The organism is Deltaproteobacteria bacterium (assembly GCA_019308905.1).
In the GTDB taxonomy this organism is placed as follows: Bacteria; Desulfobacterota; BSN033; order WVXP01; family WVXP01; genus JAFDHF01.
Genome location: JAFDHF010000017.1, coordinates 1 through 25185 on the forward strand (window position 1 = coordinate 1; position 25185 = coordinate 25185).

The 25185-nt window shown below is 57.1% G+C and carries 17 protein-coding genes and 1 pseudogene; 5 read left to right on the plus strand and 13 right to left on the minus strand.

Going from position 1 to position 25185, the window contains the following annotated elements; genetic code table 11:
• Positions 1–312: 312 nt before the first annotated feature.
• From JRJ26_07685 to JRJ26_07725, 9 genes and pseudogenes are all read right to left on the minus strand, one after another.
• Positions 313–1820, minus strand: a pseudogene (locus JRJ26_07685) (IS1380 family transposase).
• Between the two features lie 207 nt (positions 1821–2027).
• Positions 2028–2702: a GntR family transcriptional regulator gene (locus tag JRJ26_07690; protein ID MBW2057362.1), complete on the minus strand. Its 675-nt coding sequence runs from the start codon at positions 2700–2702 to the stop codon at positions 2028–2030.
• A 39-nt stretch (positions 2703–2741) separates the two neighbouring features.
• On the minus strand, positions 2742–3872 hold the full coding sequence (locus JRJ26_07695; GenBank protein MBW2057363.1) for an aspartate--ammonia ligase: 1131 nt from the start codon (positions 3870–3872) through the stop codon (positions 2742–2744).
• A gap of 230 nt (positions 3873–4102) precedes the next feature.
• Positions 4103–5320 (minus strand): methyltransferase, encoded by a 1218-nt coding sequence (locus tag JRJ26_07700; protein MBW2057364.1) that lies wholly within the window; start codon positions 5318–5320, stop codon positions 4103–4105.
• Positions 5321–5422: 102 nt separating this feature from the next.
• Positions 5423–6874, minus strand: a complete 1452-nt coding sequence (locus JRJ26_07705) for a trimethylamine methyltransferase family protein (GenBank protein ID MBW2057365.1) — start codon at positions 6872–6874, stop codon at positions 5423–5425.
• 37 nt (positions 6875–6911) lie between these two features.
• Entirely contained in the window at positions 6912–8120 is a 1209-nt protein-coding gene (gene argJ, locus JRJ26_07710) for a bifunctional glutamate N-acetyltransferase/amino-acid acetyltransferase ArgJ (GenBank protein ID MBW2057366.1), read from the minus strand.
• 13 nt (positions 8121–8133) lie between these two features.
• A complete protein-coding gene (secA, locus tag JRJ26_07715) occupies positions 8134–11109 on the minus strand; it encodes a preprotein translocase subunit SecA (protein MBW2057367.1) in 2976 nt (991 codons plus the stop codon).
• A gap of 246 nt (positions 11110–11355) precedes the next feature.
• Positions 11356–12258, minus strand: a complete 903-nt coding sequence (locus JRJ26_07720) for a peptidoglycan DD-metalloendopeptidase family protein (protein ID MBW2057368.1) — start codon at positions 12256–12258, stop codon at positions 11356–11358.
• Positions 12259–12583: 325 nt separating this feature from the next.
• Positions 12584–13582, minus strand: coding sequence for a ketoacyl-ACP synthase III (locus JRJ26_07725; GenBank protein ID MBW2057369.1), 999 nt, complete (start codon positions 13580–13582; stop codon positions 12584–12586).
• 120 nt (positions 13583–13702) lie between these two features.
• Here JRJ26_07725 and JRJ26_07730 point away from each other — a divergent pair, with 120 nt between their 5' ends.
• Positions 13703–13906 (plus strand): hypothetical protein, encoded by a 204-nt coding sequence (locus tag JRJ26_07730; protein MBW2057370.1) that lies wholly within the window; start codon positions 13703–13705, stop codon positions 13904–13906.
• A gap of 416 nt (positions 13907–14322) precedes the next feature.
• Complete coding sequence (gene thiF / locus JRJ26_07735) at positions 14323–15129, plus strand: sulfur carrier protein ThiS adenylyltransferase ThiF (GenBank protein MBW2057371.1); 807 nt, start codon at positions 14323–14325, stop codon at positions 15127–15129.
• Positions 15130–15140: 11 nt separating this feature from the next.
• Here the strand turns inward: thiF and recN are convergent, their stop codons facing one another.
• The 4 genes from recN to JRJ26_07755 all read right to left on the minus strand — a co-directional run bounded on the left by recN (position 15141) and on the right by JRJ26_07755 (position 19725).
• Positions 15141–16853, minus strand: a complete 1713-nt coding sequence (gene recN / locus JRJ26_07740; GenBank protein MBW2057372.1) for a DNA repair protein RecN — start codon at positions 16851–16853, stop codon at positions 15141–15143.
• On the minus strand, positions 16837–17736 hold the full coding sequence (locus JRJ26_07745) for an NAD(+)/NADH kinase (GenBank protein MBW2057373.1): 900 nt from the start codon (positions 17734–17736) through the stop codon (positions 16837–16839). The genes recN and JRJ26_07745 overlap by 17 nt, the downstream gene beginning before the upstream one ends.
• Before the next feature lie 269 nt (positions 17737–18005).
• Positions 18006–18785 carry a 2-hydroxyglutaryl-CoA dehydratase gene (locus JRJ26_07750; GenBank protein MBW2057374.1) on the minus strand — a complete coding sequence of 260 codons (780 nt, stop codon included), beginning with the start codon at positions 18783–18785 and terminating at the stop codon, positions 18006–18008.
• A gap of 169 nt (positions 18786–18954) precedes the next feature.
• Positions 18955–19725: an enoyl-CoA hydratase/isomerase family protein gene (locus JRJ26_07755; protein ID MBW2057375.1), complete on the minus strand. Its 771-nt coding sequence runs from the start codon at positions 19723–19725 to the stop codon at positions 18955–18957.
• Positions 19726–20269: 544 nt separating this feature from the next.
• Between JRJ26_07755 and JRJ26_07760 the strand changes: the two genes are divergently transcribed.
• The 3 genes from JRJ26_07760 (at position 20270) to JRJ26_07770 (ending at position 25054) form a co-directional block, all read left to right on the plus strand.
• Entirely contained in the window at positions 20270–21466 is a 1197-nt protein-coding gene (locus JRJ26_07760; GenBank protein MBW2057376.1) for a thiolase family protein, read from the plus strand.
• Between the two features lie 530 nt (positions 21467–21996).
• A complete protein-coding gene (locus JRJ26_07765; GenBank protein MBW2057377.1) occupies positions 21997–23556 on the plus strand; it encodes a VCBS repeat-containing protein in 1560 nt (519 codons plus the stop codon).
• A gap of 259 nt (positions 23557–23815) precedes the next feature.
• Positions 23816–25054 carry a hypothetical protein gene (locus tag JRJ26_07770; protein MBW2057378.1) on the plus strand — a complete coding sequence of 413 codons (1239 nt, stop codon included), beginning with the start codon at positions 23816–23818 and terminating at the stop codon, positions 25052–25054.
• The last annotated feature ends 131 nt before the right edge of the window (positions 25055–25185 follow it).

Genomic DNA, 25185 nt, shown 5'->3' on the forward strand with positions numbered 1-25185 from the left:
GGCGAAGCCGGTCGAACAATTCGAGTGCTTAGAACGTCTCGGAGAACCCAAGCGATCCACACACCGCAATCAATGTTAGCCCATGAAATGCAAAAAGGCAACCCCTCCGGCCCTCCAAAATCCACCGCCTATTGCTCAGATACCGGTTGTGGCGAGGTCTAAGACCCGGTTTGAGCGGCACGAGAGTCCCGGTGGCACTCAGTGGCCAGATTTGGTGCCCAGGAGCTCGCTATTTTGCAGATTCTCGACAGAGGTCTGCCTTGCCGATCCAGTCGGCTCTTTTAGGGTCCTTTCTGGTCTGTGTCTCATCCATTACCCAGGTGGCCCATGGGCCAATGCGAGAATCCTCCTGCGAGCATCAAGCAGTATCTCTGTCGATGGATGAGAACGAGCCAGTCGAACGATCAGTTGCCTGGATCGCTCCATCACCCGGCCAGCCACATGGATCAGAGAAAACCGAATCGCTTTGAGACGCTTTCCTAACCACTGCCCACCTAAAACCAACCGCTTCATGGCTGAGTTTAGATTGAAGGCAATAACCATGATCGCCCACCAGGCCGCATTCTCCCCAAACCTCCCAGAGGGAAACCTCCCCCCCGCCAAATCCCCCTTCATCACAGAGTGGGCCTCCTCAGCCTTTCCACAGCCTCCCCGATACCACCAAATCAGCTCCTCTCCTGGTATCGTACGGTTGGTAACAAGACCAAAGATCTTGTAGCTGCCCTTGCCAGAAAACTCCATCGTGGGAAAGGGAAGCTGCCTCTCCATACCAGAAAACTCAAGCTGAAAAAGAGCTTCTCTGATCGCAACATACCGATAGTCAGGACCCCTCTTGCTGTAACCCACCCAGTTCGGTACAAAACAGAGCTCAGCCCACTCCTGACCCGTATCCTTCCAGCTACCATTAACCCATCGCCTAAGAGGCTCCCAGTCCCCATCCTCAACCTCTGAAACCGCCTCCTTGAACGCCCCGGTCACATCCACCCCAACTGCAAACTCAATCACCCCAAACCGCTCACTCCTACCCTCAGCACAGTACTTCAACAGATCCTGCTGGTAGCCAGCCGTGTCTGAACGCAGATAGACCTTCTCTACCCCCTCTGGAAGACTCCCCAAAGCCTCCTTTAGAACCCGTAGATTCTCATATCCCGCAGGTACATTGCCATCCCGAAACTCAGAGTGTATGACCAAATCCTGCTCAACCCAGTAAACATTGAGGGGCTGATAAGCTCGAAACCCCTTGTAACTCCAAAGAGCACCCCGCTTGCTCGTCTCCACCAACGTGGCATCCATGTCCAGGGTCGCCTCGACCTGGGGAGACCGACTCTGAATAAATGAGATAAATTCCCGCCTGACCCGACCAAGCCCCTCAAGATGAACGTTCACCTTGGGTATAAATGCCTTGTGCGGCTCTCGATTGCTCTGCTCCTCCTCATCATGAAACCACGATAAATAACGAAACACCGATGAGGGAGAGGGCACCACACGACGACGCTCCCTGCGCCACCTCCTCTCCAACTGCCGCCTGGCCCGCCGCCTCATCCCATAGGTCTCTACCCGCTCCAATACCCGGCAAAACCCCTCGTCCCCCTCTAAAATCCGAAGATCATCAACACAGTCCCCCCCTGCCAAATTCAATAAAACCAACGATAAAACCACCTGGCCATCTGTCCAACCCTGCCCCCCTCGCCGAACCCCTACATGACGCTCAATAGATTCCCTCAACCCCAATCCAAATACATCGGAAGCCCACCAAACGCCGTCATCCCACCCTCTTTTTGCTCCTCTTCATACTTGAAAGGTAACACACCTTGTGACATAATAACTTCACCTCCTTGGTGATAGATTCTTGGTGCTAAAAGTATTCTATCATCCTGTTTTCACAGGGCCAAGGAGGTTTTTTTCTTTTTTTTGACGGTGGATCAAGGGGTGGAGTTTCCTCGCCTTCGGAGCACATCCCTCGCCCACATTATGGATGGGCGCACTCCTGGCGATGGTGGCCGCCGGAAGACAAACATTTCTCAGCCCTATTCAAACAGGCTGAGAAATCTCATGACATGCCGCTCGTTCAGCTCGGCAGCCAGGCCGCAATCCCTCTTCCGTATGGCCTCGACGATGGGACCGAGGTCTTCAAGGCCAGTATAGTCCTCGGGTATGGAATCGATGGAGAGATACCAGAATCTAAGGCAGACATTGTGCAGGTCTTCGATCATCTTCTTGAGCACCGGGTTTCTCGAGAGGTCTCCGAGCCTCTCATGAAACATCTGGTCGAAGCGGATTACCTCCTTCACATCCCCCCTTGTTCGCCTTTGAGTGGAAAGGTCGACGATTTCCTGGAGCGACTCGACCTCGTCGGGACTCGCCCGACGAGCCGCCAGACTGGCGGCCTTTGCCTCTACAGGCGCCCGAACCTCAAAGGTCGATCTGAGGTTGATATAATCGATGGGGGCAACAAAGATCCCCTTGCGCGGTCTTATGACCACGAGATGCTGGTAGCTCAAACGCTGGAGCACCTCGCGAAGCGGAGTCCGGCTGATGCCGAACAACTTTGCAAGCTCCCGCTCCTTGAGGGGGGTTCCGGGCCTGAGATCGGTGTATATGATCCAGTTCTTCAACGATTCATAGGCTTCCTGCTTCTGGGACACCGCCTTGCGTGCAGAGACATTCTCTTTCAAAAGGCGTGCCGGCCCCGCCTCTCCCATTCAGGCCCCCTCCCACGATACGGTAACCCCGATCACCCTTCACTCCAGCACATGGATGTTCTTCTTGCTGCACATCTCCTTGAGTATCTTCGGCCAGACCGTAACACTCACCTCTCCGAGATGTGCCTTCTTGAGCAGGAGCATATAGGTGCGGGACTGCCCTATTCCTCCGCCTATGCTCAGGGGGATCTCGTTGTTGAGGATCGCCTGGTGGTAGGGGAATTTCAGAAAGTCGAGCTGGCCGGCCATCTCCAACTGCTTCTTGAGGGTTTCGGCGTTCACACGGATCCCCATGGAGGTCAGTTCATGGCGCCGCCTAGTTACCGGATTCCAGACAAGGATATCGCCGTTGAGTCCGTGCATGGGCCTCCCGTCCGCAGACCGCGTCTCCGTGACCCAGTCGTCGTAATCCGCCGCCCGCATCTCATGGGGATAGCCGTCCTTGAGGGGCCACCCTATTCCGTAAATGAAAATCGCAGGGTACTCTTTGAGTGTCTCCGTCTCGCGCTGCTTCCTGGGGAGGTCAGGATACCGGTCGAGAATGTCCTCGGCGTGGAGGAACGTTATCTCCTCGGGCAGATTGGGGTATTTGTCTGTCTTGAGTTGCGGGTAAAGCTCCTGTACATGGGTTTCGGCACCCTTCAGAACCTTCCAGATCTTCTTCACGACCTCGGTCAGGTAGTCGAGATTGCGCTGCTCAGCGGTAATCACCTTCTCCCAGTCCCACTGGTCCACATAGACGCTGTGATCGTGATCGAGGAAGTAGTCCTTCCGCACGGCCCTCATATCCGTGCACAGGCCCTCGCCCACCCCCATGTCGAACTGCTTCAAGGCCATTCGCTTCCACTTGGTTGCGGCCTGAACTATCTGGGCGTCGATGGGATGCTTGTCGTGATCATTCGAAATGTGGAACTGGATCGGAGCCCGGGACCCATCACGGTCCAGATAGTCGTTTACACCACTCTCGGCGTCCACGATCAGGGGAACCTGCACCACCATCAGGTTGAGCTCCCTGCAGAGATTCTCCTCTATGTAAGCCTTCACCGAAAAAAGGGCTTTCATGGTCTCCTTCGGGGTGAGGATGGATGAGTAATCCCGGGGAAGAATCTTCTCCACTTCCGCATAGTCCCCAATGCCGGGTCCGGCGAGATCTGCCTTCTTGTCTGTCATTGTTCTCTGGTATACCACAGCTCCTGATTTAAGTCAAGGGTGTTTCCTTACAAGATCGATAGAATAGGCACACCTAGGATGATATTCTATTGATATTAAACCTGTCTTCCGACTACTCCCCGACATCCATTACGGCCTCAAGAAAGTTGGAAGCCTCGGTATACCAAATCCCCTCAAAAAACCCGGCAGCCCCCTCGACTCTCGCCGGGCCACTCCTGCACGGCCTCAGATCATCCCCCAAACTCCCAGGCCGCCTCGTACAGGGTCATGATGTTCTCAGGCGGGACATCGGGAAGGATATTGTGGACTTGGGCAAAAACGAATCCACCCCCGGGGGCCAGATCGTCGATTCTCTTTTTCACCTCGTCCCTGATTTCCTGCCTGCTGCCTCGGGGGAGGATCCTCTGGGTATCACATCCGCCGCCCCAGAAGACCAGGCTGTCACCGAATTCCCTCTTGAGCCTTTCGGTCTCCATGTCCGCAGCCGAAGCCTGGACAGGGTTGAGAATGTCGATTCCCGCCTCTATCAAGTCCGGAATCAACCTGTAGATCGCCCCGTCGCTGTGCATGAAGACAAAAGCCCCTGACCTCTGTTTGATGTAGGTGTACAGCCTCCTGTGATAGGGTTTGATTCTCTTCCGGTAGAGTTCAGGAGACAGGATCGGTGCGATCTGAGTCCCCAGATCGTCACTGAAGACCACCACATCCAGATACGGTCCGAGCCATCTCCAATACCTGTCGAACCTCTCGCAGTAAGCATCGACAAGCCTCTCCATGAGGGCCTCGGCAAAAGCCGGCCGCTCGAGAAGATCGAGGAGGAAGACATCCCATCCCCTCAGAATCTGGCTTGCAGCAAGGATATGGCCGGCGAAATTCCCCCCTGTCAGGAGATGGTCCGATCTTGCCCTGATCTCCTTTGCCCTCCAGGCGAGTTCCTCAAAACTGAGATCGAGATATGAGGGAAGATCGAAGGACTCGATATCCCCACGATGACGATCCAGGTCTCCCACCGTCTCGCAACCGGCCAACGGGGCGTGCACCGGCTCGAAGTACAGGCCTGCCGAGGGCATGAGAGCGGTGATCTCTCCCTGGTCGTTCAAGACCACCTGAGAACCGTCCTCCCTGGTTTGCGGGCTCCACCTCTCAGGAATCTCGCAGTCCGAACCGTCGGGTAGTTTCCACGGCTTGTAGCGTTTCGGCTCGATCATGACCGATCGGACGTCGCTTCTGACAGCGTGCAAGACCTCCTCTTCGATATCCACGATCTGCTGGTAGGGATCGAAAACCCGCGTCCTCCCCCCTTTCAAACCGAGAAAGGACTTGAACCTGTTATAGGCGATCGCCGTGATTCCGCTTGCATCAGATCCACCCAGATCGATGGGCACGCGATCCGGTTCTCTGTGGCTGAGGGTGGTAAGAACTCTCTCTCTCCGGTTCACTGATCTCACCTTTTGGATCTCTTCCCCTTCGAGGGGATCGGGAAAACCGTCACTCGGGGGTACTGCCCCTGCCGGCTACCTCACCCGAGAGACACTTCCCCAGACCGGGCCTCAAGAGGCATGCACGTCAGGCTTGTGGGCGGCCACGATATTCCGGATCGACCGGACGACCTCTTCGGATGGCACAGGCGGGCTGTGAGCCTCAAAAATCGCCCTCGCCCTCTCCCCGAGCACCGTCCTGAGGTCCTTCGATCCCTCCTGCTGCCAGGTCTCGTGGACGTTCCGGTCCAGAAACCGGGGGAACCAGAAGGTCCTCTTGAAGTTTGCCAGGGTGTGATCCTCCATCAGGAAGTTCCCTCCCGGACCGACTCTGTCCATGAGTTCCAGAGGAACCGTCTCCCCGTCGAACCGGAGGGGCCGGAGCATGTGCTTTACCATGCCGATGATCTCATCGGCGAAAAGCACAGACTCGAAGGAGGACGTCAGACCCGACTCCAGGTAGCCGCAATCATGGATGATGTTGCATCCGTTAAGGGTGGCATTGTAGATGGACATGGCATATTCGAGGCCTGCCTGGGCATCCAGCACCTTGGCATCCGAAGCCCCGGCCAGGCAGAAGAAGGGAAGCCCGTAGAAGTGGGCCATATCAGCCAAGGCAGCGTTCAGGATATTGAGTTCCGGGGCTCCATAGCTGAAAAGAGTCGTCCTCATGTCCATACAGGTCGCATCGCCGCCAAAGATGAATTTCGCTCCGGGTTTCTTCCCCTGGAATATGACCAGGCCGGAAAGGGACTCCGCAACCGTTTGAACCAGGATGCCCTCCAGGGTTGCGGGGCCGGTCGCTCCCATCATGGGACTGCCGATGTAGATAAAGGGGATCCCATGGTCACAACAGACAAGCCCCTTGCCCACCCCCATCTCCGTATGGACCAGAGGAGAGACAGGCTCGGTATAGAGAATGAGATGGGGCCGTTCCTCCAGGCGATCCAGGCCACCTGCTGCGGCTGCACCCATCTCTATGATGGTCGTCATATCGTTTCTGCCGTGTCCGGTGACGATGACGGGTTTTTTCGTATTCAGCAGCATGGCCTCGTACTGGTGAACAAAGCTTTCCCCCTGGGGTACGTCGTTGGCGATCCCGAAGGACATTACAAAGTCGATATTGGCAAGGCCGTCACAGAAACGGGCCAGCCTTCCCACATCTTGTTTTGTACAGGGCCTCCGCTCCCCTGAGTAGAGATCGATCGTCGTAGGGCAGTCAGAACCTGTCCCGTAGTAGCAGGAGTCCTCGGCGAACGTCATGGCCTTCTCCCCGTCCCGGTTGAATACCTCGATCGTTTTGGGGGCCGCCTCGATCGCCTCCATAACAAGCCCGCGGGGGATCCTCACCCGTTCGGGACGGCTCACATCACACCCGATCCTGCCGAGGATGTCCAGAGCCTCATCACAGAGGACCTTGCACCCGATCTCTTCCAGAACCCTTAGAGAATACTCGTTGACGCGATCGACCTGTTCCTTGGACAGAATCCGGTTCTTGGATCCGGGACGCTGGCTCTTATCCATAAGAGTTCTTCCTTTCCTAAAGGCTTTGTACGGAGTATCAGGACCGGTAGGACCCGTTGATCCTCACATAGTCGTAGGAGAGGTCCGAGGTGAAAACCGAGGCCCCTGCCGTTCCGAGATGGAGATCGAGGGTGACCGTGAAGGATCTCTTCCTCATCGCCTCTGTCGCCTTCTCTTCGGCCTCCTTGCCACAGCCGAGACCGTTCTGGACGATGAGCACGTCGTCCAGGAAGAGGTCCAGACTGTCCGGATCTATTGCCACCCCGGAATAGCCTGCAGCACAGAGGATCCTGCCCCAATTCATGTCCTCGCCAAAGAAAGCCGTCTTGACCAGGGGTGAATGAGCGATGCTGAACGCCACCTTCAAGGCGTCCTCTTCTTCCGGAGCTCCCCTGACCAGGATCTCAACGAACTTGGTGGCCCCCTCCCCGTCCTCCACCAGCTTCTTCGACAGCCGGTCCATTACGGCCCAGAGCTTCTCCTGGAAAAGGGCCGAAAGGGAGGAGGAGGACCGGTCGATTCGTCGATTTCCAGCCCGGCCGTTTGCAAGGACAAGCAGCGTATCATTGGTACTCGTGTCGCCGTCGACTGTCACACGGTTGAAGGTCCTTTCCGCCCCCTCTCTGGTCAAGGCCGCAAGCAACTCCTGTGAGATCGAAACGTCGCTCACGATGAATGAAAGCATTGTGGCCATCCGGGGGTGGATCATACCGACCCCTTTGGCCACGCCGCAGATGTGGATCTCACCCCCGTCGATGGCGAGGGTTTCACGGTCTATCTTCGGCCGGGTATCTGTCGTCATCATAGCCTCGGCCAGCATCTTCACCCCATGAGGCGCCAGTTCCTGGACCAGCTTGGGGAGTTTCTTGACGACTCGGTCCATGGGCAGCGGCTGGCCGATCACGCCGGTTGACGCCACAAGAACCAGATCGCGGGAAATACCCAACTCGTCCGCCACAAGATCCGCAAGAAGCCGTGCATTCTCGCGTCCCTTCTTCCCTGTACAGGCATTGGCATTCCCGCTGTTCACCAGGATGGCCTGGCACCTCCCCTGCCGGATTCTCTCCATGTCCAACAGGACCGGAGCAGCCTTGACCCGATTGGTCGTGAAAACCCCGGCGGCAGTCGAGACCGTATCCGAGTGAATGAGGCCGAGATCCCTGGCCCCATTCTTCTTGATCCCGCCAGAGATCCCGCTGAACTGGAATCCAGGCACCAGAAACAGATCCTCTCTCTCCTCCGTCATAGTTCCTCACCCACTATGCATTACGGCCGCAGCACTTCTTGTACTTCTTCCCGCTCCCGCAAGGACAAGGCTCATTCCGTCCAATCTTCCGCCCCTGCCGCCTCACGGTTTCAACGGTTCTTCCGCCTCCGGCCTCGGCCGCCATGGCCATCTCCTGCGGCACGAGCTGGGGCATCTCTCCCCGGCTGAAAACCATCCTCTGCGACCTCGGCCTCCTCTCTTCTCTCGGCTCCTCACGAACCAGGCTGAATCTGAAGAGGTTCTTTACGGTCCCCTTCTTGATCTCCTCGAGGGTGTCGAGGAACATCTCATACCCCTCCTTCTGGTATTCAATCAGGGGATCCTTCTGGCCGTATCCACGAAGGCCGATCCCTTCCTTCAACTGATCGATTCCCAGAAGGTGTTCCTTCCAGAAGTGGTCTATGGCGTCGAGCATTATCACCTTTTCGAGACGCCTGAGAAGGGGGGCTCCTATTTCGGCCTCCTTCTCCTCATAGCGGTCGAATACCGCCCTCAGCATACGCTCCCTCAACCCCTCCCGGGTCAGCTCTTCCAGGGACTGGTGATCAAGATCGAGAAAAAACTGGAAGTTCTCGTAGAAGTCCTTCTTGAGGCCTTCCAGGTCCCACTCCTCTGGGAAGGATTTCTCATCGGTATGGACCTCGATGAGATCGTCCACGAGTTCCTCCATCATCTCCCTGGCCGTATCCTTCAGATCGTCTTTTCTTAGGATCTGGCTGCGCCTTTCATAGATCACCTCCCTCTGCTTGTTCATTACGTCATCGTATTTCAGGAGGTGCTCCCGGATATCGAAGTTGTGGGCCTCCACCTTTTTCTGGGCGTTCTCGATCGCCCGGGAGATGAACCTGTGTTCGATGGGCTGGTCTTCTTCGATCCCCAAGCGGTCCATGACATTGGCGATCCGCTCAGACCCGAAGATCCGCATGAGGTCGTCTTCCAGGGAGAGATAGAACCTGGAAGAGCCAGGATCACCCTGCCGTCCGGCCCTTCCTCTGAGCTGATTGTCGATCCTCCGGCTCTCGTGCCGTTCCGTGCCGATCACGTGGAGGCCTCCGAGGGCGAGAACCTCCTTCTTTTCCCTTGCCGCCGTTGCCATGGCCTTTTCCAAGGCCTTTTGCTTTTCACGGTCCGTCGCATCAGGAGAAAAAGATACCCCTGCCAGGAACTTCGGATTGCCGCCCAACAGGATGTCCGTCCCTCGTCCGGCCATGTTCGTGGATATCGTTACGGCTCCCTTTCTTCCCGCCTGGGCGATGATTTCCGCCTCTCGCTGGTGCTGCTTTGCATTGAGCACGTGATGGCGGATCCCTCTCTTCTTCAAAAGGTTACTCAGCCGCTCGGATTTCTCGATACTCACCGTTCCCACAAGGACCGGATGCCCCTGGCGGTGAAGCTCCTCGATCTCGTCGGCCACCGCACGGAACTTCTCCCTCTCCGTCTTGTAGATCACGTCGGGATACGATTTCCTGATCATGGGCATGTTCGTGGGGATCACCACCACGTCGAGTTTGTAGATCTTGTTGAACTCGGCAGCTTCGGTATCCGCCGTTCCGGTCATACCGGCCAGCTTCTCATACATCCTGAAATAGTTCTGGATCGTGATCGTGGCCAGGGTCTGGTTCTCTCTCTCGATCGACACACCTTCCTTGGCCTCGATCGCCTGGTGTAATCCGTCGCTGTACCTGCGGCCGGGCAGGAGCCTGCCTGTAAACTCATCCACGATGATCACCTGGCCGTCGCTGACCACGTACTCCACGTCCCTCTCGAAGAGGCTGTATGCCTTGAGAAGCTGGGTGATATTGTGGATCTTTTCCGCCTTCTCTGCGTACTCCCGTTCGAGCTTGTGTCGTCTCTTGATTCTCTCCTCTTCGGTCTCCCCGAGCTCCTCATCGGCCTGGCTCAAATCCGGGAGGACAAAAAAATCGGGATCCCCCGGTGACAGGGCCCGCCTGCCCTTTTCGGTAAGATCGCAGACATTGGACTTCTCATCGATGGAGTAGAAGAGTTCTTCGTCGAGTTCGTCCATCCGCTTGTCCCGGATAAAATCCAGTTCCACGCGATCGACCAGCTTCTTGTACTTGGCCTCCTCCATCAGAGCGAGAAACCGCTTGTTCTTGGGTGCCCCTCTTTTGACCTGGAGGAGACGTATCCCTGCCTCGTAGGTCTCCCCGTCCTCGAGCATCTTCTCGGCTTCTGAAACGAAACGGTTGACGAGGCTGTTCTGGTTCCTTACCAGTCTCTCAACCGGTCCCTTCACCTCCCTGAAATGGTGGGTGGAGTGTTCCACAGGTCCCGAGATGATCAGGGGAGTTCTCGCCTCATCGATGAGGATGCTGTCCACCTCGTCCACGATAGCGTAGTGGTGCTCCCTCTGGACCATGCCTTCCACGTCTATGGCCATGTTGTCCCGGAGGTAGTCGAAACCGAATTCGGTGTTCGTACCATAGGTGACGTCGGCCCGGTACGCCTTCTTTCTGGCCTCGGGATCCATGTCATGGTAAATGACACCCACCGTCAGGCCCAGGAAGCCGTAGATCGTTCCCATCCACTCACTGTCACGCCTTGCCAGATAGTCGTTCACGGTCACCACATGGACGCCCCTGCCCTGTAGAGCGTTGAGATAGACGGGGAGTGTAGCCACCAGGGTCTTTCCCTCACCGGTTGCCATCTCCGCGATCTTACCCTCGTGAAGGACCACTCCCCCGATCAGCTGAACGTCGAAGTGGCGCTCACCCAGGGTCCTCCTGCTCGTTTCACGGACCACTGCAAACGCCTCAGGAAGAAGGCTGTCAAGGGGCTCCCCACGATCGATTCTCTCACGAAACTCCGATGTCTTTGCCCGAAGTTCGGCATTGCTGAGCTTTTGGACGGAAGGCTCCAACGCGTTGATCTGTCCGACCAAAGGCCGAATTCGCCGGAGCTCTCGATCATTCTTTGTGCCCACCACCTTCTTTACTATGGAAAGCATGACCGCTGCTCCTTTACTTGTAAATCCAAACCATTATACTGCCTTCCCCGAGGTGATTCAACCGGCCCCGCCATCCGAGGGGCTCCGCCAATTTTCGAGGGGCATGTCGCAAGGTGCGTCGATCTTTCCGCAAGCGCGGATCCGGGCGGGCACCGAGGCTGGGGGCAGCCGGCCTCTGGTAATACCACTGGAAAAAAGGAAGGGAAAAACCGATTGGAGAGAAGGCTCCTGGTAGCAGAGGGCCTCTCAGTTACAGAGAAAATCTCTGGGATCGAGAGGAATGCCGTTGACCCTGACTTCGTAGTAGAGTTGAGGCCCCGTGCAACGGCCGGTAGTCCCCATCTTGCCGATCACTTCGCCTCTCCTCACATTCTGGCCGATCTTCACCTCAACCTCATCGAGGTGACCGTATCTTGTGATGATACCGTGGCCATGGCTGAGGACGACCATCTTGCCGTGGTCAGGATCCGTCCCTACCGTAGTCACAAGACCGGAAGCCGAAGCGACAACCGGAGTGTGCAGTGAATTCGAAATCTCCAGCCCCTGGTGCATCTCCAGCTGCCCTGTCAACGGGGAGATTCGACACCCGAAATCCCCTGTAATCCAACCCCGGGTGGGCCATATCGACGGTACATAGGGGGAAGCCCTTCGGCCCTTATGGACCAGCGCCGCCGACCGATGCACCCCTTTCTGGGGCACCTGAGTCTGCGAAGTGGATGCACTCGGGCCCGCGTCAGGCCGGCCCTGGGAAGTCTCGAGACCTCCCCGACGGCTCATCCTCGCTCGAAGATCCTCCAACAGCGGACCCCCAACCCCGAACAGGGAACTCGGCCGGTTCTCGAGGTTTGCGATGACCCGGAGCTTGGAGTCGTACTCTTCCATCTGGGCGATTTGATTCTGCAGCTCTGCGATCCTCTCGGAAAAGAATCGGATCTCCTCACGCCGGGCCTTGTTCCCCTCCTGGAGTTGGGCAATCAGGCTGGCATGTCTCGGACTCCGAAGAAAATTCAAACCGAGGAGGACAGTCATGCCGACGAGCAGGGGCAACACGACAGCCAGTGCCCTGAAGAGGAGTCTTGGTACCCTGTAACGCCTTACATTCGACGAATTCTTCGAAAAAACGAGAATGGTGAGATGATCACCAGCCAAAACGCCCCCCTTTTTCTGAGACACCTTGTCATACTAATAGCCTAAATATCAAAAGGGGTATGGGGTGTCAAGTTTTTTTTCGCCTATCGAGTCCTCCATTGTCAGAGGGATTCCTGCTCCACCACGGACGGTTAGAGCATTGTGCAATTACGATACCAACTGCTTCACCATTCAGGAACCTCCCGGGTACGACATATATAACTATTCGACATAAAAGGCAATTTACATAAACGGCCCGTCCTCCCCAAAAGGCCGTGCCCCGACCGGTTTTCAACCAGAGAGACAAAATTTGCCCCTTGCTCCTGCAAAGGCGTGGAGGACCTCATTACCACCGAATCAAAGAACTCCCCCAGGTCAGTCCTCCTCCAAATGCGGTCAAGACCACGAGATCCCCCTTCTCGATCGTTCCGTCCCGGACGGCTTCATCGAGAGCTATGGGGACCGTGGCCGAGGAGATGTTTCCATACTTGGCGACCGTGAGATAGACCTTCTCCATGGGTACCTTCAGTCTCTTTGCCATCTGTTGGAGGATCCGGATGTTGGCCTGATGGGGAACGATGACCTTTACGTCGTCGAGGGTGTACCCGTTCTTAAAGACAGCCTCCTCGGCGGCTTCGGCAAAGTACCTGACCGCCACCCTCACCGAATCGCTTGCTCGAATCATCCGTAAGGTGTGAAGCCTCTGATCCACACTCCTATGTGAAATAGGGGTCGTCTTTGACCCCCCTCCCGGAAGGAGGAGGTTCTGCCCGTTCTTGCCGTCCGTATGGATGTGGGTGGAGAGTATCTCGCTGTATCCTCCATCATCGCCCTCTACCGCCTTCAGCACCACCGCACCCGATCCATCCCCCCACAGGATGCAACTCTCCCTGTCCGTCCAGTCCAGGGTCCGGCTCATCACTTCCGAAGCCACGACCAGAGCGTTGCCGAAGACTCCGGTCTTGAGATACTGTTCGGCCACCGAAAGACCGAAGACAAAGCCGCTGCAGGCGGCGACAACATCGAAGGAGACCGCATTTTCCGCCCCCAGCGAAGCCTCCAGCCAGTTGGCCCCGGAGGGACACGCCGTGTCCGGGGTCATGGTACACAGTACTATCAGTTCCACCTCCAAGGGAGAGAGCCCGGCAACCTCCATGGCTCTGAGTGACGCCTCCCTGCCCAGGTCAGAGGCATACTGATCATGGGCCGCGATTCTCCGTTCCCTGACCCCTGTCCGCTTGCTTATCCACTCGTCCGACGTCCATAAGATCTTTTCCAAATCCGTGTTGGTCAGAACCCGGTCCGGTACATATGAACCGGTCCCCATGATCGCAATACGCCTCATTTTGTCTCTTCCTCTCTCAACCGGTACTTGAATCCCCTCCGCGATCAGCCGATCGACCGGCAAGGTCTCAGATTAAAGGCATTTCATAACACCCTGGCGCCGTAAAGTCAAACAGAGGTCATGGGAGACCATTACCTTACAGGGGCGGAGCTTGGAAGCGAAGAGATAAGGGCCTTCTCGAGAAATGGAGAGGCGCTGGAGGCCCTTTCACCTCCCATACCTTCTGTGGATTTTCCTGGCTTTTGGAGAACACCCCTGCCTCCGGGCGACATTGCGGAAGCGGCGGGAAAGGTCGTGTTCGTGATTCGTGGGTCGTGTTCGTGAGTCGTGTTCGTGAGTCGTGTTCGTGAGTCGTGGGTCGTGTTGCTGGGGAAGGGGCAGTAACTCTCCACCCGCGAACCTCGATAGGGTCACCGCGTGAGCCCAGGAGCGAGGGGGCAGGGGTTTTCTCCTGCCAAAACAGAAAAAAATCGTGGAGTCATATATTTGCAAGAATCCCCGGCCGAAAACTGACGAAACTCCACATACCTTCTCCCTTGACTCGTCAATAAACCTCGGCTAAGCTAGGAAGTCATAGAGGGCCCGAGACAAGAGAATCTCACTCCTGCAAGGGCGGATGATCTCTGCCGAGATGGGCGGCCGGAACTCTCCTGATGCTCGCCGGCCGAAGCAGTCGCAGCGGCACGGGGGCGTCGTTTCTGTGTCAAGGCGCCGGAAAACCGATTCCCGGGAGGCTCGTCATGATCACCGTGAGAGTCAACGAGAGGCCGCGCGAGGTGACCCCGCGGCTCGGCCTGATGGACTTGAAAGCCGAAGTCAAACCCGACGCAGACCTGGTAATCTATAACGGTTTCCCGGTGGCGGAGAACATCCCCCTCAAGGATGGAGACAGGGTGGTCTTCATCAAAAGAGGCGAGGTCCCATCAAGAGAAGAACTCGAGGTCTTGATGATGTCCCGCCACACCCCCGGGGTCCACGAGAAAGTCAAGAGAGGCCGGGTCGGCATCGCCGGGCTGGGAGGGCTCGGTTCTCAAATCGCCTTCGCCCTGGCCCGGGTGGGAGTGGGAACCCTGGTTCTCGCCGACTACGACGTGGTCGAACCGAGCAATCTCAACCGACAGCAGTACTTCGTAGATCAGATTGGGATGGTAAAGGTCGAGGCCCTGCGGCAGAGCCTGGTAAGGATAAACCCCTATGTAACCCTCATCACCCACCGAGTGGTCCTCGATCCGGAAAACATCGGTCCTATCTTCGCAGATGTCGACATCGTGGTAGAGGCTTTCGACAGGGCGGACATGAAAGCCATGCTCATCAATAGGGTCTCGCAACTCTACCCTGACAAGTACATCGTCGGGGCATCCGGACTGGCCGGATACGAAGACAGCAATACCATCCAGACAACCCGCTTCTCGTCGAGGATCTACATCGTAGGTGACCAGCAGACGGCGGCCAGGCCGGGTATGGGCCTCATGGCACCCAGGGTCGGAATCGCAGCCCATCACCAGGCAAATCTCGTCTTGAGGATACTGCTCGGAGAAGAGGGATAGGACCGATTCCTTCACCCGGGTTCTTGTGATGCCTTCTCGATCATCTCCGACGCGTAAGCCCGCGTCTTCTCCGTGATCTCAGCGCCACCCATCATACGTGCAATCTCATCCACCCGTTCTGCAGGGCCGAGCTCTTTTGTCTCGGTTATGGTACGATTCTCGTGTGCCCTCTTGATCACCCTGTGATGGACATCGGCAAAGCAGGCGATCTGTGGCAGATGTGTTACACAGAGAACCTGGTGGTGCAAGGAGAGGGTTTTCAATTTCTTGCCCACCACCTCTGCCACCGCTCCTCCTATCCCGGCGTCGACTTCGTCAAAGATCAGGGTCTGTCCAGGCTCGGCTGAGGCGATGATCCGCTTCATGGCCAGCATTATGCGCGAGAGCTCTCCCCCCGAGGCGATCCTGCTGAGAGGCTTCGGCTCTTCACCCACATTTGGAGAGATGTAGAACTCCACCGTGTCCATCCCCTTCGAAGCCAGAGGGATACCCTGGACAAAGCTCCATTTCTCCCTCGCTGCCTGTCTCTCAGCCCCGAAGCGAACCTCAAAAACCGTGTTCCCCATGCCCAGGGACGAGAGTTCCCCCTCCATGGCCTTCTCAAAAGCCACGGCCTTTGTTCTCCGCTCCTCGGAAAGCGCACGGGCAAGTTCCATCGCCCTCTGCTCCACCTCGGCCAGGCGGCCCTGGAGTGCTTCGATCCGGAGCCGGTTGGAGTCGAAGGTTTCGAGTTGCCGGTCTATCCGTTCCTTGAACTGGAGAATCTCCCCGATTGTCTGGCCGTACTTCATCTTCAGCCGCCGAATCTCTTCGAACCGCCTTTCCACGGCCTCCAATCCATCCGGATCACACTGGATCTTCCCCTGATAATCCCTCAGGGAGTATGCCACCTCCTCCAGTTGATAGAAGACAGACTCGATGGTCTCGGCAAGGGATTGCAGGGAAGGATCGATCCGGGTGATTTCCCGGACCTTCTGAAGAGCCACGTGGAGTTTCTCAATAATCGAAGATTCACCGGAATAGAGAACTCCCTCGGCCAGACCCGCCAGCTCAAAGAGTCTCTCCGCATTCGCGAGGATCCTCCTCTGTTCCCCCAGGGTCTCTTCCTCCCCCTCGTGGAGGTTTGCAGCCGCAATCTCTTGGGATTGGAAAGTCATTAATTCCCTGTCCCTTATGGACCGCTCCTCCTCCTCCTTGAGGGAGGCGATCTCCCTTGTCAGCCTCTCGGCTTCCCGGAAGGCCTCTTCAAACCGGCCCCGCAGTGGGATCAGCCCCCCGTATTCATCGAGGATATCGATGTGGTTTTCCGCCCTTTGAAGGGTCTGATGCTCGTGCTGGCCATAGATCGACAGGAGCACTTCCACGATCCTGGAGACGGCGGCGAGGCTGGCAAGGTCGCCGTTCAGAAAAACCCGACCTCTGCCGGAACGGGAAACGATCCGTTTGATCAGGATTTCACCTTCGCCGGTGACCCCCACGCCCCTGAGCTTCTCCCTGAGATGGGGATAATCCGAAACATCGAAGACCGCTTCTACAGTAGCCTTTTCGGCACCCGTCCTGATCGATTCCTCGGAGGACCGATCTCCAAGGAGCATGTTGACTGCATTGAGAATAATCGACTTTCCCGCCCCGGTTTCCCCTGTCAGAACGTTGAGGCCCTTCGAGAAGGTGATGTCCACCTCATCGATGATAGCAAGGTCTCTGATCCTAAGTTCCACCAGCATGACGATCGTCCGATGCCGAGCTCTCTCCCCATCCCAGTTTTGTTCTGAGAACCTCGAAATACCCCTTGTACGGAGACTCGATCAACAAGACCCTCCCAGGTGCCTTTTGGACTTCGACCGTGTCGCCCCTTTCCATGGGAAAGCCCTCCTGGCCGTCGAGTGTAAGAAAGACCTCTTCGCTTTCGGACTCGAGGGTGACTCTGACGACCACATCATCGGGAATGATGATAGGCCGATTGGTGAGTGTGTGGGGACAGATAGGCGTGATGATGATCGTTTCAAGAGAGGGGTAGACAATCGGCCCCCCCGCCGAGAGGGAGTAGGCTGTCGAGCCCGTAGGGGTCGACAGTATCAGTCCGTCTGCCCTGAATGTGGCCACATATTCCCCGTTGATCGTAGTTTTCAGATAGATAATCCTGGCCAGGGCACCCTTGTTGATCACGGCATCGTTGAGAACCCGGAACGCGGCGACCTCCTCGCCCCTCCGGACAACCCCTGCTCTCAGGGCGACCCTGTCATGAGTCCGGAACCTCCCCTCGACCACCTTTTCCAGAACAGGAAAGAGCTCTTCCCGGGTGATTTCCGTGAGAAATCCCAATCCTCCCAGATTGACACCGAGGATCGGCACCCCCTCCTCACCGGTGCGCCTGATCACGCTCAGCAGGGTTCCATCCCCCCCCAGAACTATCAGCAAGTCGAGTGGCGCCAGGATCTTCTCCCCCGGCCAAGAGGAGACATGGCCGATGGCGGCCGCCATTTCACTGTCGAGAAATACCTCGATCTCTTTCTCTCTGAACCACTCGACCAGATTCTCCACCACGGCAACCGCCTCTGGGCTGTTTCTCTTTCCTATGATTCCAACGGACTTGATGGACCCTGACATGGATCGCTCTCTCTTGTCGGCCGGTACGACCCCTTACAGATCGGAAGACGAACGACGTCAGCCTCAACAGCACAACTGGGAAACCGCAAAAGTCTATGCTTAACATGCCCCCCATGCAAAGTCAATCACGCGATCCCGGGAGTATCCCCGTTTTGAGGATGCCTCTTACCCCCTCGCTCCTGAACTCACTGGGCGATCCTGGAGGGAAAGGTTGGACCGCAAGAGATTCGACAAATACTGCCCTGATTCTCGAATACGGGAGGCAGGGCTTATCGGGATTTCCTCTCCGCTGCAAGCAGGGCCGCACCCAGCGCACCGACGATCCGGGGCTCCGAATAGATCTTCAAGGAGAGGCCCATCTTCTCCTCCAGCGCCCTGACTACGCCGATGTTCTTGGCCACGCCGCCCGTCATGGCGACCGTTCCCTCAACACCAACCCGGTCCAGCAGGCTCAGGGTCCTGTCCGCAACAGCATGGTGGAGGGCATGGAGGATGTCGTCTACGGCCCTGCCCTCTGAAACCAGAGAGATGACCTCAGATTCCGCAAAGACCGTGCACACACTGCTGATCTCGATGGCGTTCCGGAACCTGAGCGACCGTTCTCCCATCTCCTCCAGACCCACGTCAAGGGCATGGGCCATAACCTCCAGAAACCGCCCCGTACCCGCGGCACACTTGTCGTTCATGTCAAAGGAGACGACCCGACCCGCCTCGTCGATCCGGATAACCTTGGTGTCCTGCCCGCCGATATCGATGATGGTTCGGCACTGGGGGAACAGAAAATGGACCCCCCTGGCGATGCACGTGATCTCGGTTATGTTCTCGTCCGCAAGGTCGAGGATCTCCCGGCCCGAGCCCGTGGAGACGACACGGGCGATGTCCGCTCTCCCGAGCCGGGCAAGCCCCAAAGCCTCCTCCAGCGAACGACTCGATGCATCCCTGCTGCTTCCACCCACAAGCCCCAGAGCGTAGGCGATCATCCCCTTGCCATCTTCGTAGATCACGGTCTCTACGGAGAGGGACCCGATATCCACTCCGGCAGTGATCATGCTCGTCCGTCCTTTCCGATCCAACGCCTCCTGCACTCATGCAGACGTTCAAGTTGCTCGACCGCTTCACTCCTTCGAGCCGCTTCACCTGCGTGCAGACCGTCTCACCGTTGCGTGATCGATCTGCGCCTCGAACAATTCAAACGATTTGAACGCCCTTTGCACCCGCCTATCTCTCCTTCCAAACCGGCTTTCTTTTTTCAAGGAAAGCCGAGATTCCCTCCTTTGCATCCTCGGTCTCCATGAGGCCGTGTTTGTAAATGATCTCTGAGGCCTCCAACCCCCTCTCAAACTCCACACCCATTCCGTGTCTCATCGCGGTCTTTGCCCACTTGAGAACAGCGGAACTCTTGTCCGTGAGGTGACTCAGGAACCTCCTCACCGCAAGGTCGAGCTCCTCATGGGGGACCACTTGGTTGACAAGACCGATCCGTTCGGCTTCGACCGCGCTGATGGTCTCCCCTGTGAGAAGCAGCTCGTAGCTCTTCTTCAGCCCGATGACCCTGTGAAACCAAGCCACAGCCATTGAGGGGTAGACTCCCACCTTGATCTCAGGTTGCCCGAAGCTCGCCCTGTCCGAAGCGATCACCATGTCGCAAAAAGCCGCAACTTCACATCCTCCTCCCAGGGCCATGCCTGATACCACGGCAATGGTCGGTATGGGGCATGCGGCGAGCAGCCGAAAGATCCTGTGGAAGACCTCGATCATCTCATCCATCTTCTCCGGCGTGTGATCCCTCACATCCACACCGGCGGAGAAGGCCCTGTCACCTGCAGCCCCGACCACCAAAGCCTTCAGGCCCGGAACCCGCTGGGCCTCTTCGATGGCCTCATTGATCTCCCTCATGGTCTGGATATCGAGCACGTTATGGGGCGGCCTATTGATGGTGATTCTGGCCACGGCCCCGTCAACCTCAAACAAAATGTTCTCATAGCCCATTTTTCCCCTGTCCCTTCCCTGGAATCGTTTCAAATCATTCTTTGATAAAAGAGGCCCTTTGTCAAGGGTTCCGGGGCGTGGAGTTGCCTGACTTTTGGGCAGCGTGCTTGTTCCCGAACGGCATTGCGGAAGCGGTAGGGTACCCATCGGAAAAGAACGGGGGGCTCTGTCCTGAGCGGAGTCGAAGGGGAGGGGCGTGTTCGTGATTCGTGTTCGTGATTCGTGTTCGTGATTCGTGTTCGTGGGGCGTGTTCGTGATTCGTGTTCGTGATTCGTGTTCGTGGGGCGTGGTTCGTGATTCGTGTTCGTGGGGCGTGGTTCGTGGGGAAGGGGCAAGAATTCCCAGCCCGCGAGCCCGGGAGCGAGCAGCCGAGAGATACCCTTTGGGAATCGAGAAACGCCCCCGGAAATCGAGCAGAATCCTCAACCCTGTTGCCTTGACACCGGAACCCCTTTGTACTACCTTGGGTCATGTGAAAAAACGGTCAAGCAACCACCACGTAGATACCCTATCGTGTTCCAACAAACAGGTGAGGAGAGAACCATGTACGAGAAGGCCTTTATTCCCTATCGAGGCTACTACAGTTCACCCTTTGCCCGGTGGCAGGGCAGCCTCCAGCATGAACACTCTGTCGAGTTGGGCGCGGCCACGGCCAGGAGGTGGCTCGCCGAAAAGGGATTCGATCCCAAGATGTTCGACTATCTCTTTCTTGGGAAAACCATCGGCCAGCTCCACACCTTCTACGCCGCCCCCTGGGCTGCCGCCTTGATCGGAGCCACCGAGATCGCCGCATGCCATATCTCCCAGGCGTGCTCCACCTCGACCACCTGCATCAACGAGGCGGCCTTGGGCATCGAAACTGGTCTCTACTCCACGGTTCTCACCCTCATGACGGACCGCACCTCCAACGGCCCGCACACGGTCTGGCCCAACCCCCTCGCCCCGGGCGCCCAGGTCGTCTCTGAGAATTGGCTCATGGACAACTTCGACTTCGATCCCTGGGGAGGCGTCCGGATGATTCAGACCGCAGAAAATGTGGTGGCCAAAGTCGGCGGCATCACCAGGGAGGACTGCGATGCCGTGGCCCTCAGGCGTTACGAGCAGTATCTGGACAGCCTTGCCGATGACAGGCAGTTCCAGAAGCGATACATGTTTCCCGTGGAATACCGGAAGACCAAGAAGGAGACGGGCATCCTCGAGGAGGACGAAGGCATCACTCCTACGACCGCCGAGGGGCTGGCCAGACTCAAACCGGTCATTCCCGACGGGGTACATACCTTCGGAGCCCAAACCCATCCTGCAGACGGAAACTGTGCCATCGTCGTCACAACTCGCGACCGGGCCAGGGAGCTGAGCCCCGACCCTGCGGTGGAGATCCAGATCGTCTCCTACGGCTTCGGCCGGGCCCCGAGGGCCCATATGGCAATGGCCGTGGTGCCTGCAGCACGAATGGCCCTGGAAAGGGGAGGGGTCGATATCAAGGACCTCAAGGCCATCAAGACCCACAACCCCTTTGCAGCCAACGACATATACATGGCCCGAGAGCTGGGCATAGATGTAATGGAGTTCAACAACTACGGGAGCCCCATCGTCTTCGGCCATCCCCAGGGACCGACCGCCGGCCGCTGCATCATCGAACTCATAGAGGAAGTGGTCGTGCTCGGCGGAGGTTACGGCCTTTTTACGGGCTGTGCGGCCGGAGACACAGGAGCGGCCCTGCTGGTGAGAGTATCGGCTTGAGCCCGGGGGGCGGTCAGCCCGACGGGCCCGTGCTTGGGATTTACAAAGCACCCCTGATCGGTCATCTATCTCCACTCGCGTTGCCACCGGGAGCTTCAGTCAGTCCGGGAACAGAGATTCTTCGCCCCCCAAGGTCTGTCAGAATCGTCCCCTCACTCGGTTCAGGGCAGGCTCTCGAGCAGACCCAAGGAGGAACAGAATGGGTCAATAGTCTGAGTTAGGACGAATGACCGGAATAGAAGCGAGATTCTTCGTTGCTCTGCCCCTCAGAATAGCAGGATGGTTGAGCAGTAATAGTCGGTTCATCGAAAACCACCTCACCGCCTGAAGCATGGAATCGTAAATTGACTTTCGCTCCTATTCTCAGAAGCTCCGGAATCAGCAGGTGGATCTCGACGGCCTCCCGGCGTTGACACCTGTCCGGGGGTGGAGTATAAAGGCATATTCATTTCGTGATAGGCCGGTTCCATACCGAGTGTCGGTCAGGAGAATCAAAGGTGAAGTCCCTGGTTAGGATGTCCTTATTCCTTTTGCCGATCTTATGGTGCATTTCTCTCCTCTCGGGAGGAGAAGTCAGGGGTGAGAACCCCATAAGGGTCGCCGTCTTCCCCTTTCAGTTCCACGCCAAGGAGAATCTCGACTACCTCCAGGAGGCCATCTTTGTCACCATCTCGGGGCGGCTCATCGAGGGAGGAGACATGGAAGTGGTCGACTTCCGCACGGTGAGAGACGCCCTGTCCGGACGCGACCTCTCGGGGGTGACCGACGAGGCCGTACGCGAGATAAGCTCTCGGCTCAACGCGGACTACGCAATCGTAGGCAACCTTACCAAGGTGGGAGAGTTCGTCAATCTCGACGCCAGGCTCATCAGCGTCGAGAGGGCGGGGCCGCCCGTGGGCGTCGCCTCCCAATACCGGGGGCTCGACGCGGCCATGGAAGGGCTCGGCGAATTTGCCGACAGCATACGGAGGCGTATCGTAGTCGTTTCAGCTACTCCCAAAAAGGAAGAGAAACCTCCGGAGAAATCCAAGATCGCGGCATTCTACGAGAAGGTGGTTGAAGGGGTCAAGGGTGAGAAACCCCCTCCTCCTCAGCCTACACGGGGGCTTGAAACCCTGCAGACGCTTCCCACTTTCATACGAGGTCTGGGTGTGGGGGACTTAGACGGAGACGGACTGAATGAATTGGTCCTGATGGACAGCCGCACCCTCTTCATCTACAAGCAGATCGGGGGAAAACCCCAACTATTCAGGAAGATCCGAGGCCGCCGGAACGACAACTTTTTGACCCTTGATGTTGCCGATGTGAATCGGAACGGCTTTTCCGAGATCATTGTGAGTAACATGAGAAGCGGAGGTCTACGCTCTTTTATCCTCGAGTTTGAACAGGGAAGGATCAAGAAGATCAGCGACCGGGACCGTTGGTTTTTCCGGGTCACAGACATTCCCGGAAAGGGATTGACCCTGGTGGGGCAGAAGATGAGCTCCGTCAAACACCCGTACGGGGCGATCTACCGCTTCAAGTGGAAACAAAAGCGGTTCCATCCGGAGAAAAAGCCCTTCATAAAGAAGGAGATTCCGGTCTTCAGCCTTGCCATTGCGGACGTGGAAGGCCGGGGCGAGCCGAGTGTCATCTACGTGGACTACCACGATCGACTCCGTGTGATGAACCCCCAGGGGGCCTTCCGATGGGAGAGCTCGGCAAAGTACGGGGCCTCGGATATCTTTTACTCGATCGGCTCACAGGGTATTTCAGATGCTGACAAGCGCCTCTACATCCCCGGCAGGGTCTTGACGAGAGACCTGGACGGAGACGGGATCTCAGAGGTCATCGTGAGTCAGAACACGTTCAAACTCAACATCGTAGAGAGGCTCCGGAGCTATCGGCAGGCGCGGCTTGTCAATCTCGCCTGGAGGGGGTTCGGTTTAGCGGAGAACTGGAAGATAGCCGAGTTCTCAGGCTACATCTCAGACTACCAGGTCGAGGATATCGACAACGACGGCAAGGACGAGATCGTTATGACAGGGGTTTCAAAGGGGCCCCTGAGAAGCGGGGCCTCGAGCTCGGTCCTCGTCTACGAGCTTTTCTGAGCTTTCAAACAGGGAGGAGATTTTTTTCCGGATCTGATGAATTTTTCTCTTGACAGTGGCCTTTGTTGGTGCTATAAGGCATGTTATCAGTAAGCTGGATTTACCGCCGGTAAAGCGTTTGAGCAGCTTTTCCTCTCTCTGGAGGGAGGTGGAGGTGTAATTCTGACGGAAAGGAGGTGAAACAGGTTTTTGGCCGTTACGGCCTCTCGTCTTTCGGGCATCTGCCCTAAGAACAAAAAACATGCATGTGAGGAGGTAAATGATGAAGAAGATATTTGTTTTGGCTGCGGCAGCGGTTTTTGTGCTGGGCATGACCGCCCCGAGCTGGGCTGTTGCCGAATTCGCCATCGGTGGTAGCGTTCGACTCGATGCCGGCTGGCAGTTCTCTGATCTCGGCGACAGCCAGGGGTTCACGGCCGGGCGTGCCAACGAGGATTCACAGACCCAGTTCTTCCTGGTAAACCCCGGCAACGGCAGGATCAACTTCAAGGCCACGGTGGGCGATGTGACCGGGTTCATGGAGTTCGCCATGGGATCAACCGGTGTCTCCACCCGTCACATCTACGCTTCCTGGGATATGGGGGGCGGCTCAAGCCTGCTCTTCGGCCACACGTGGTCGGTCATGGCCTTCGGGTTTACTGACATGAGGCTGGCCGACGACCTGGCCAGCATCGGTTACGGGTGTCTCTACTTCGGCCGGGTGCCCCAGCTCCGGTATACCTATGCTGCTGACACCTGGAACCTGAAGGTCGCTCTCGAGAACTTCACGGTCCCCAGTGCCTCCAGTCTTGGTATACAGGACTACGAGATAGATCCCCTCACGGGTCAAGTAACAACAACTATCGTTACCCCCAACTTCGTCAGCGAGACCTACATTCCGGCTCTTACTGCCGCGGTCGGCATCACGGCCAGCGAGATGTTCCCCGTGACAGTGAGCGGGTACTACCAGCAGTGGGATCTCAAGGGGATCAAGCCAGGGACCAAAGACGTGGGCGCCAGTGTCTATGCTGCGGCTATTGACGGAAGGGTCAACCTCGACTTCATGAAGATCGTGTACGAGGGCTGGTGGGGAAACAACCTGGGCCTCCGTGCAAACAGCTTCGACGGCCGTCCGAACGCAACAACCGTGTTTGGAGCACCGGGTGTGACGGTGGCCGGAAACGACCTCAACGACTGCAGGAGCTGGGGCGGTTTTATCGAGTTGAGCTTCCCCTTTGAGACCGTTGCCCTGAACCTGGGCGGTGGTTACCAGACTGCCTCGGTCGAGCAGAAGCCGAGTGCCAAACTGGGAACTGACACCGTTCGATACGAGAGTGACCTCAGCACCTATGGGTTCTTCATCAACGTGCTCTACAACCTGACCGACAACTTCTACATCCAGCCTGAAATCACCTACCTGGATCACGGCAGTGACGCGAACAAGGACGCTTTCGGCACAGGCAAGAACGACCTCGGAAGCGACATCTATGCCGGTATCCACTTCCAGGCCGACTTCTAAGCTCGCCATTGCCTGAGTAAGTTGCCGCTTCTGGTTTAGAAAGCCCGGTCCCCAAGGGGGGGACCGGGCTTTTCCTTGCTCCGGTTTTCTGATATTATCTCAAGATCTCTCACCGCTCGAGGCGAGGGTCT